Source organism: Streptomyces sp. GbtcB6, assembly GCF_019091475.1.
Lineage (GTDB): Bacteria > Actinomycetota > Actinomycetes > Streptomycetales > Streptomycetaceae > Streptomyces > Streptomyces hyaluromycini.
In genome coordinates, this window is sequence record NZ_JAGXJL010000115.1 from 1 (window position 1) to 9,019 (window position 9,019).

Sequence of the window (9,019 nt, forward strand, 5' to 3'; positions counted from 1 at the left end):
ACCGGCAGTTCCTGCCCGAGCACGCCACCACCGTGCAGGTGGATGTGCGCGGCGAGCAGATCGGCAGGCGCACCCGGGTGGACCTGCCGCTCGTCGGCACCGTGCGGGGCACCGTCGGGGCCCTGCTCCCGAAGCTCGCCCCCAGGACCGGCTCCCGGCACCTCGACGCGGCCCGCGACCACTACACCGGCGCCCGCGCCGCCCTGGACCGGCTCGCTGTCGACGACCACGACCGCACCCCGGTCCACCCGCAGTACCTGGCCCGGGTCGTCGACGAACTCGCCGCCGACGACGCGGTGTTCGTACCGGACGTGGGCTCCCCGGTGATCTGGTCGGCGCGCTATCTGACCATGAACGGCCGCCGCAGGCTGATCGGTTCGTTCACCCACGGCATCATGGCGAACGCACTGCCCCAGGCGATCGGCGCCCAGTCGGCCTTCCCGGACCGGCAGGTGATCGCGCTGTCCGGGGACGGCGGACTGGCCATGCTGCTCGGCGACCTGATCACCCTGAAGCAGCAGCGGCACCCGGTGAAGATCGTGGTCTTCAACAACGGAGCCCTGAGCTTCGTGGAGCTGGAGATGAAGGCCGAGGGCATGGTGAACTTCGGGACCGACCTCGACAACCCGAACTTCGCCGACGTCGCGACCGCCCTGGGCATCCACGGCCGCAGGGTGGAGCACCCGGCCGACCTCGGCGAGGCGCTGCGCACCGCGTTCGCCCACCCGGGCCCCGCCCTGGTGGAGGTGATGACGGCCCGGCAGGAGCTGTCCGTCCCGCCCACCATCAAGTTCGACCAGGTCAGGGGCGTCGCTCTCTATGCCGCCCGGACCGTACTGTCCGGACGCGGTGACGAACTCCTCGAACTGGCCCGCACGAACGTCGTGCGCCACCTGCCCTGAGCGGCCCCGGGGGGCCTAGGCGGCGTCGGGGGAGCCGGGGCCGGTGAGCCCGATCAGGCTCATCACGGCCTCCCGGACGCCCTCCAGGTCGTACTCGCCGAGCGGGACCCCCGAGGCGCGTGAGTGCTTGGTGACCCCGACGAACGCGCCGAACGCCATCGAGAGCAGCACCTGCGGATCGCCGGCGCGGACGGCACCGGCCGTCTGCGCCGCCCGCAGGATCTCCACCAGCTCGGCGTCGAGCCGGTCGACGACCTCGTACGCCTGCGGCCGCAGATACGAGCCGTGCACCTGGTGTTCGAGGAACGAGAACGCCTGGGGATAGGCCAGGGCGAACGCGACCTGGTGCCGCCAGACGAGGCCGATCGCGGTCACCGGATCGGCCTCGCGCACGGCGTCGGTGACCACGGTGTCGGCGAACGCCGCCTTCGCCTCGGTGAAGACCGCCTCGCCCAGCGCCTGTTTGTTGGGGAAGTAGCGGTAGATCGTGCCCACCGCGACCCCGGCCCGGGCCGCGATCTCGGGCACGTTCGTGCCGTCCCAGGTGCGCTCGTCGAACAACTCCAGCGCGGCGTCCATCACCTTGCGGCGCAGGGGTGTCTCGTCGGCCGTCGCAGAGGGGGGCATGGTCACCAGTGAAACTTCGTTCAGTCACTCGATCTTGTCAAGGCGGAGAGGTAGGGTGCGGAGTGAATGAAAGTTCATTCACCTCCCTCGTCCCATCACTCGTCATTGAGGAGCGCGCCGATGAAGCGCTACGGCCACTGGATCGCAGGCGTGGAAGTCGACCCGGCATCCGATCGCTGGCTGCCGTCCACCTCTCCCGGACAGGACGAGGTCGTGCACGAGATCGCCCTCGGTGACGCCACCGACGTGGCGCGTGCCGTCTCCGCGGCGGCCGGGGCGGTCGACGGCTGGTGGAACCGGCAGCCGGTCGAACGCGGGCGGGTGCTGGCCGCCGTCGCGGAGCGGCTGCGCGACGAGGCCGCCGTTCTGGCGGAGCTGGAGTCGGCCGAGACCGGCAAGCCCGCCTGGCAGTCCCCGCTGGAGGTGGAGGGCGCCGCCCGCTACTTCGAGTTCTACGCCGGCCTGGTCAACCTGCCCGGCGGCGAGGTGGTGAACATAGGGCCGGGCTTCCACGCGTACACGCGGCGCGAGCCGCTCGGCGTGGTCGGTGTCATCACTCCGTGGAACGCGCCCCTGAACCAGGCGGCCCGCTCCATCGCCCCGGCCCTCGCGGCCGGCAACACCGTGGTGGCCAAGCCGTCCGAGTTCACCTCGGCCACCACGCTCCGGCTGGCCCGCATCGCCACCGAATGCGGTCTGCCCGACGGCGTGCTGAACGTCGTCACCGGCACGGGGGACACCGTGGGTGCGGCGGTCGTCGGCCATCCCGGGGTCCGCAAGGTGGCGTTCACCGGGTCGGTCCGCGCCGCCCGCGACATCGGCCGGATCGCCGCGGACCGCGTCATCCCGCTCACGCTGGAGCTGGGCGGCAAGTCGGCCAACGTCGTCTTCGCGGACGCCGACCTCGCCAAGGCCGCCCAGGGGGCCGTCGAGGCGTTCCTGCCCAACGGCGGCCAGTCGTGCATGGCGGGCACCCGGCTGCTGGTCGACGCGCGGATCCACGACGAGTTCGTGGCGGCCGTACGGACCGTGCTGACACACATCACGCCGGGGGAGACCTACGGGCCGGCGATCACCCGCGCCCAGTACGACAAGGTCAACGAGTACTTCAAGATCGCCGAGCAGGACGGCGCCACCCTCCTCACCGGCGGCCGGCCGACCGGGGACGGCTGGACCTTCGAGCCGACCGTCTACACGGACGTCACCCCGGACATGCGCATCGCCCGCGAGGAGATCTTCGGTCCGGTGCTCGCCGTCCTGCGCTTCGAGGACGAGGAGGAGGCGGTGGCCCTCGCCAACGACTCCGACTACGGCCTGGTCGCGGCCGTCTGGACCGGTGACGTGACCCGCGCCCACCGGGTGGCCGCCCGTCTGCAGGCCGGGCAGGTCTACGTCAACGCCTACCCGCCCGGCATGATGGTCGAGGGCCCGTTCGGCGGCTACAAGAACAGCGGGTACGGGCGCGAGAAGGGCCTGGAGGCGCTGCACCACTACACCCAGACCAAGTTCGTCGCCGTACGCCTCCAGGACGACCAGCAGGTGTGGTGACGCGGTGGCCGGGCGGCCGCGCCCGTCTGGAACCATCCTTTCGGAATTCGACGAAAGGCAGACACTGATGGTCACGGCCCACGACGCGGAGCACAGCCGGAGCCCGGCCTTCGCGCACCTCCTGCTGTCCAGCCATGAGCGGCTGACCGGCACCCCTTTGTGCCCCACCGCGTTCCAGGACGCCGGCGAGGCGGCCCGCTGGCTCTACGGGGACGCGCCCTTCGGGCTGCTCGCGCACGGCGCCGGGCCGGATCCGGTCTTCATCTATGCGAACACCACCGCCCAGAAGTGCTTCGAGTACCCGTGGGAGGAGTTCGTACGGCTCCCGTCCCGGCTGTCCGCCGACCCGGACGCGCAGGGCGACCGGGACGCCTTCGTGCGATCGGTGGCGACCCGCGGATACGCCTCCGGCTACCGGGGTGTGCGAATAGCCGGGTCCGGCCGGAGGTTCTGGATAGAGGACGTCACCATGTGGAACCTCCTTGAGGCGGACGGTACTTGTCACGGTCAGGCGGCGGTTTTCCGTTCCTGGAGTGAGATCTGACGCTGCGTTAGGGACAACTGCGCGCGACACGCGCAGAGTTCCGCGAAATGTTCGACAGCCCGAAGGCCGCCTCCCTATATTGCTTGTTGAAGCAAATAGATGCTGCCGGACTGCGGTCCGGCCTGCCCAGAAACGAGACCATGGCGAAGATCCTTGTCACAGCGACCCCGGTACCGGGCCATGTCCTGCCCCTCGCGGCGATCGCCGCCGACCTGACCGAGCGCGGGCACGAGGTGCTCTTCTACACGGGCACCCGGTTCGAGGACCGGGTCCGCAGGACCGGCGCACGATTCGTCCCGTACCCGGCCGAGGCGGACCTCGACGGCGCCGACCTCAGCGCCGCCTTCCCCGAGCGCGACGCACTCGCCCCCTTCGAGCGCATATCGTTCGACCTCAAGCACTTCGCCGCCGACCCCGCGCCACTCCACGACCGGCGCCTGCAGGAACTGCTCGCGGAGTTCCCCGCGACCGTGGTGATCAGCGAACTCCTGTCTCTGTGGACGCTGGCGACGGTCCTGCGCGCCCCGCGGGAGCAGCGCCCGCTCCTGATGACCATCGGCATCGCGCCGCCCCCCTTCGCCAGCGCCGACACCGCGCCCTTCGGGCCGGGACTGCTCCCGCCCACCACCGACGAGGAGCGCGCCGGCTACGACGCCATGCGCGCCCAGGTCGGGGCGATGTTCGCCGACGCGCAGCAGTACGTGGAGGGCGTCTTCACCTCCATGGGCGTCACCTTCCCCGGGCCGATCTTCGACGCCATGTGCACGGTCCCCGACCTCCTGCTCCAGCTGACCGTGCCCGCCTTCGAGTACCCGCGCAGCGACGCCCCGGAGGGCTTCCGCTTCATCGGCCCCCTCCCGGCCGCCTCCGACAGCGAATTCGAACGCCCCGCCTGGTGGGCGGAGCTGTCGTCCGGCCGGCCGGTGGTCGTGGTCACCCAGGGCACCGTGGAGAACGGCGACCTGTCCCAGCTCGTCGTCCCCACGCTGCGCGCGCTGGCCGACGCCGACGTCACCGTCGTCGCCGCCACGGCCCGCCCCGACGGCCCCGACCTGGTGCGCGAGGAGATGGGCGGCCAGGTCCCCGCCAACGTGCGCCTCGCCGGGTTCGTGCCCTTCGAGGAGCTCCTGCCGTTCGCCGACGTCCTGGTCACCAACGCCGGTTACGGCGGGGTCCAGACCGCTCTGCGGCACGGTGTCCCGCTCGTCGTCGGCGGTGAGACGGAGGACAAGCCCGAGGTCGCCGCCCGGGTCGAGTGGTCCGGCACCGGCGTCAACCTGCGCACCGCCCGCCCGGAGGTGTCCGCCCTGCGCGCCGCCGTCGACGAGGTGCTCGGCGACCCCCGGTACCGCAAGCGGGCGGCCGAGATCCAGGGCCAGTACGCCGAGTACCACCCCTTCGACGTCATCGCGGAGATCGTCGAGCAGGCCTGAGTGCCTCGGTCAGGGGCTGTCCGGCTGACCGCCGGACAGCCCCTGACGTGGACCGGAAGGTCGATATCGGGTTGAGATTCCTTGCTTGAGCACGCTATTCTGCTCAAATGAGCGCAGAAGACCCGCTGACCGCCCAGGAAGAACGCTTCTGGCGCGCCCTGATGCGCGTCATCGTCGCGCTGCCCCGTTCGCTCGACGACGACCTGCTGCGGTCCACAGGGCTCACGCTCACCGAGTACGTCGTCCTGATGAACCTCTCCGAGGCCGAGAACCAGGAACTCCGTATGACGGACCTCGCCTCGGCCACCGCCCTCTCCGCCAGCCGCATCACCCGTGTCGTGGACGCGCTGCAGAGCCGCGGCCAGGTCGTCAAGCGGCGCTACGAGGGGGACGCCCGCGGCAATGTCGCGACCCTCACCCCGGAGGGGCTGAAGCGGCTCCGGGACGCCTACCCCGTGCACCTGGCGAGCGCCCGCAAGCGGGTCGTGGACCTGCTCGACGGCCGGTCGGTGCCCGCCATGGTCCGGCAGTTCGAAGCGGTGGTCGAGAAGCTCGACTGAGCCGCCCCGCCGAAGCCTCCCGCTAATATACAAACGTCAAACAGACGTTCCTGTGCGGCTCCGGCCGGACCACGACCCCGGGGAGAAGCCATGCAGGAGCGACCTCGGCCGAGACCGCCGGCATGACCTCGGGACCGCAGGGGCGGGAGACCTGGGCCCGGCTGCGCCGGCAGTTGTGGCGGCCGCCGCGCGCCCACGGGGAGCAGCCGCGGCACCGGGTGGTCGGCCCGCTGGAACTGTTCTACGACCTCATCGTGGTCGTCCTGGTGGCCCAGGCCGCGCACCACCTGGCGGACCATCTCACCTGGCACGGGCTCGGCGAGTTCGCGGTGGTGTTCGCGCTGGTGTGGACCGCCTGGCTGAACGGCACGCTCCACCACGACCTGCACGGCCACGACGACGCCCGGGGCCGCAGCCTCTTCCTCCTGCAGATCCTCGTCCTCGTCCCGCTGGGCGCGTTCATCCCCAAGGCCGGCGGCGCGGAGGGCGCCCATTTCGCGGTCAACGCCGGGATCCTGTTCGCGGTCCTGGCCGTGCTCTGGTTCCTGGCCGGACGCGGCAGCTCCGCGGAGTTCCGCAAGCCCACCCGGATGTACGTCATCGGGACGGCGGCCTGCGCGGCCGTCCTCCTCGGGAGCGCCGGACTACCCGCCGACACCCGGCTGCTGACCTGGGGCCTGCTGGTCCTCGCCTACCTCGGCGGGTTCGCGTGGATGACCCTGGCGGCCGCTCCGGCCCAGGAGTCGGCGCTCGCCCTCACCGAGGCGCTCGTCGAGCGGTTCGGGCTGCTCATCATCATCGTGCTCGGCGAGACCGTGACGGGCGTCGTGGACGGCCTCGCGGGCGAGCCGACCACCGCCATGAGCCTCGCGGTGGGACTGGTGGCCGTGGTGGTCGGCTTCGGCGCCTGGTGGACGTACTTCGACTTCGCCGGCCACCGGCCGCCCCGGCGCACGCGTACGGTGACCGCCGGGTGGATGCTCACCCATCTGCCGCTCACGGCCGCGGTGACCGCCATGGGCGCCGCGATGGTCGGCCTGGTCGAGCACGCCCACGCCGGCCGGACGCCCGCCGCCACCGCCTGGGTGCTGTGCGGGGGCGTGGCCGTCGTCCTCACCGGGACGATGCTGCTGGCCACCGGCCTGGAGGCCTGGCGGGACGAGCGGGACCTCTACCGGCCGCTCGCCCGCACCAGCCTGGCCGTCGCCCTCGTGGTCGTGGCCCTGGGCGCCGCACGTCCCGCACCCCTGCTCCTCGGACTCGCGCTCGTCGCCCTCCTCGGCATCCCCTGGGGACTCGCCGTGGCCCACCGACTGAGCCGGGACGAGACAGCGGTCCTCTGAACCCACAAGGCCAGAGGCCGGAGCACCGGATCACCGGCACCTCGCCGGGGCGCCGGTATCCCAGCGGGCTGTCGGTACTTCGGTGGGCCGTCAGCACCTCGCCGGATCGCCGGCACCCCGACGTGCCGTCGGTAACCCGGCGGATCGCTGGTACCCCGGTGGGCCGTCGGCACCTCGCCGGATCGCCGGCGCCCCGGCGGGTCGTCGGTACCTCGCCGGGGTGCCGGTGGACTTAGTTTCCGTACACGCGCCGGGCGATGAGCTCGGCGATCATGATGGTGGTGGCGTTGGTCACCGTCGACGGCACCTCGGGCATGATCGAGGCGTCCACCACCCGCAGCCCCGACAGCCCCTTGACCGCACCGGACTCGTCCACGACGGCCCACCGGTCCTCGGGCCCGCCCATCGGCACCGTCGACGTCGGGTGCCCGTAGGTGGCGATGCCGCTCTCGATCGCCGCCGCCAGCTCGTCGTCGCCCACGGCCGCGCCCGGCACCAGTTCCGCCGCCACCGCACCGGCGAGCGGCGCGCTGCCCGCGAGGCGGCGCACCAGCCGCACGGCCTCCAGCATGCGGCGACGGTCCCGGTCCGTCGCCAGGTAGTTGTCGTCGATGACCGGGGCGTCGTACGGGTCACGGCCGGCCAGCCGGACCGAGCCGCGCGACTCCGGCCGGGTGAGGGCGGCGGACATCACCATCGCGCCGCCGGTCGGGCTGAAGGAGCCGTCCAGCAGGTGCACGCCGACGACGGCGAGGTCCAGTTCACCGGGGCGCGCCTCGCGCGAGGCGAGCCAGAGGTGGGCGGCGAAGGCGGACGTCATGGTCTGGTGCTCGGGCGCGAGCGCGAACAGCGAGTGGAAGAACGGGTGGTCCTGGAGCCGGCGGCCGACGGGCAGGTCGGCGACCACCTCGATGCCGAGGCCCCGCAGGTCCGCGGCCGGGCCGACGCCGGAGCGCAGCAGGATGGCCGGGCTGCCGTACGAGCCCGCGCTGAGCACCACCTCACCGGCCCGGAAGACCGTGCCCGACGCGCTGACGACACCACGCGCCCTGCCGTCCTCGACCAGCACCCGGTCGACCGTGACGTCGCTGAACACGGTCAGGTTGGGACGGTTGCGCACCTGCGGCGTCAGATACGCCAGGGCGGTGCTCTGGCGCACTCCGTCCACGATGTTCACCGGGTAGGCGCCGGTGCCGTCCTGCCGCTCGCCGTTGAAGTCGTCGTTGCGCCGAAAGCCCAGGCCCGCCGCGCTGTCCACGAACGCCTGCGTCGGTGAGGTGAGTTCGGCGTAGGTCCACTGCCGGATCGGGAAGGGACCGGTGCGGCCGTGGTGGGCGGGGTCGCCGGCGGGGGTGTTCTCCATGTCCCGGAAGACCGGCAGGACGTCGTCGTACGACCAGCCCTTGATGCCGTAGCGCTCCGCCCAGGCGGCGAAGTCGGCGGCGCGCGCCCGGATCGCCACACCGGCGTTCACCGCGGAACTGCCGCCCATGGTCCGGCCGCGCGGGGCCGCGATGCTCGGAGCGCGGTCGGTGGCGCGCGCGGTGTAGCCCCAGTCGTGGTCGGGGTCGGCCAGGAGGTGCGGGGTCAGCAGTCCCTCGGGGACGCGGTCGGCGGGGTAGTCGGGGCCCGCCTCGACCAGCAGGACCGTGCGCCGTGGATCCTCGCTGAGCCGGGCGGCGAGTACGGCGCCCGCGGAACCGCCGCCGACGATGACGACATCGGCCTCGTGCGCTGCGGGGTGTTCGCTCGGGGTGCTCATCTGCGTCTCTCCTTCAGAATTGAACAGTGCTTTGGCAAGCAAATAAAATGGTCGGGATAAGTGTCGATGTCGGTGTCGTCATGGTGGGCCCGGTCAGATCCCCATCGCTTCCGGTACGACGCGCTCGCCCAGCAGCCGCAGCGCGGCGTGCTGGTCGGCGCCGCGGACCGGGCCGATGACGTGGTCGATGCCGATGTGGTCCAGCCGCCGCAACTCCGCGAGCAGGGCGGGGATCCGCTCGCCGTGCGCTCCGGGGTCGAGGGGGAGCAGGACCGTCTTCTCGATCTCGTCGTAGTCGCG

General features: G+C 72.0%; 9 protein-coding genes. 6 read left to right on the forward strand and 3 right to left on the reverse strand.

Annotated elements, in window-relative coordinates:
* Positions 1–902: thiamine pyrophosphate-dependent enzyme (locus tag KVT45_RS53970; protein WP_254648713.1), on the forward strand; the 902-nt coding region annotated here is incomplete at its 5' end.
* Between the two features lie 15 nt (positions 903–917).
* Here the strand turns inward: KVT45_RS53970 and KVT45_RS53975 are convergent.
* Complete coding sequence (locus KVT45_RS53975; RefSeq protein ID WP_217562309.1) at positions 918–1,529, reverse strand: TetR/AcrR family transcriptional regulator; 612 nt, start codon at positions 1,527–1,529, stop codon at positions 918–920.
* A gap of 120 nt (positions 1,530–1,649) precedes the next feature.
* On the opposite strand from KVT45_RS53975, the gene KVT45_RS53980 reads away from it, so the two are divergent.
* From KVT45_RS53980 to KVT45_RS54000, 5 genes are all read left to right on the forward strand, one after another.
* Positions 1,650–3,077, forward strand: a complete 1,428-nt coding sequence (locus KVT45_RS53980) for an aldehyde dehydrogenase (RefSeq protein ID WP_217562311.1) — start codon at positions 1,650–1,652, stop codon at positions 3,075–3,077.
* A 67-nt stretch (positions 3,078–3,144) separates the two neighbouring features.
* Entirely contained in the window at positions 3,145–3,621 is a 477-nt protein-coding gene (locus KVT45_RS53985; protein ID WP_217562313.1) for an MEKHLA domain-containing protein, read from the forward strand.
* Between the two features lie 140 nt (positions 3,622–3,761).
* Positions 3,762–5,054: a glycosyltransferase gene (locus KVT45_RS53990; RefSeq protein ID WP_217562315.1), complete on the forward strand. Its 1,293-nt coding sequence runs from the start codon at positions 3,762–3,764 to the stop codon at positions 5,052–5,054.
* A 107-nt stretch (positions 5,055–5,161) separates the two neighbouring features.
* A complete protein-coding gene (locus tag KVT45_RS53995) occupies positions 5,162–5,614 on the forward strand; it encodes a MarR family winged helix-turn-helix transcriptional regulator (protein WP_217562317.1) in 453 nt (150 codons plus the stop codon).
* 122 nt (positions 5,615–5,736) lie between these two features.
* Positions 5,737–6,957: a low temperature requirement protein A gene (locus KVT45_RS54000; RefSeq protein WP_217562319.1), complete on the forward strand. Its 1,221-nt coding sequence runs from the start codon at positions 5,737–5,739 to the stop codon at positions 6,955–6,957.
* A gap of 232 nt (positions 6,958–7,189) precedes the next feature.
* On the opposite strand, the gene KVT45_RS54005 is transcribed toward KVT45_RS54000, so the two are convergent.
* Positions 7,190–8,719: a GMC family oxidoreductase gene (locus tag KVT45_RS54005; protein ID WP_217562321.1), complete on the reverse strand. Its 1,530-nt coding sequence runs from the start codon at positions 8,717–8,719 to the stop codon at positions 7,190–7,192.
* 93 nt (positions 8,720–8,812) lie between these two features.
* A partial coding sequence (locus KVT45_RS54010) for a hypothetical protein (RefSeq protein ID WP_217562323.1) occupies positions 8,813–9,019 on the reverse strand: 207 nt, incomplete at its 5' end.

Bases quoted from the DNA above. Each gene is read 5' to 3' on its own strand.
- KVT45_RS53975 (WP_217562309.1), bottom strand. From the start codon at position 1,529: ATGCCCCCCTCTGCGACGGCCGACGAGACACCCCTGCGCCGCAAGGTG.
- KVT45_RS53980 (WP_217562311.1), top strand. From the start codon at position 1,650: ATGAAGCGCTACGGCCACTGGATCGCAGGCGTGGAAGTCGACCCGGCA.
- KVT45_RS53985 (WP_217562313.1), top strand. From the start codon at position 3,145: ATGGTCACGGCCCACGACGCGGAGCACAGCCGGAGCCCGGCCTTCGCG.
- KVT45_RS53990 (WP_217562315.1), top strand. From the start codon at position 3,762: ATGGCGAAGATCCTTGTCACAGCGACCCCGGTACCGGGCCATGTCCTG.
- KVT45_RS53995 (WP_217562317.1), top strand. From the start codon at position 5,162: ATGAGCGCAGAAGACCCGCTGACCGCCCAGGAAGAACGCTTCTGGCGC.
- KVT45_RS54000 (WP_217562319.1), top strand. From the start codon at position 5,737: ATGACCTCGGGACCGCAGGGGCGGGAGACCTGGGCCCGGCTGCGCCGG.
- KVT45_RS54005 (WP_217562321.1), bottom strand. From the start codon at position 8,719: ATGAGCACCCCGAGCGAACACCCCGCAGCGCACGAGGCCGATGTCGTC.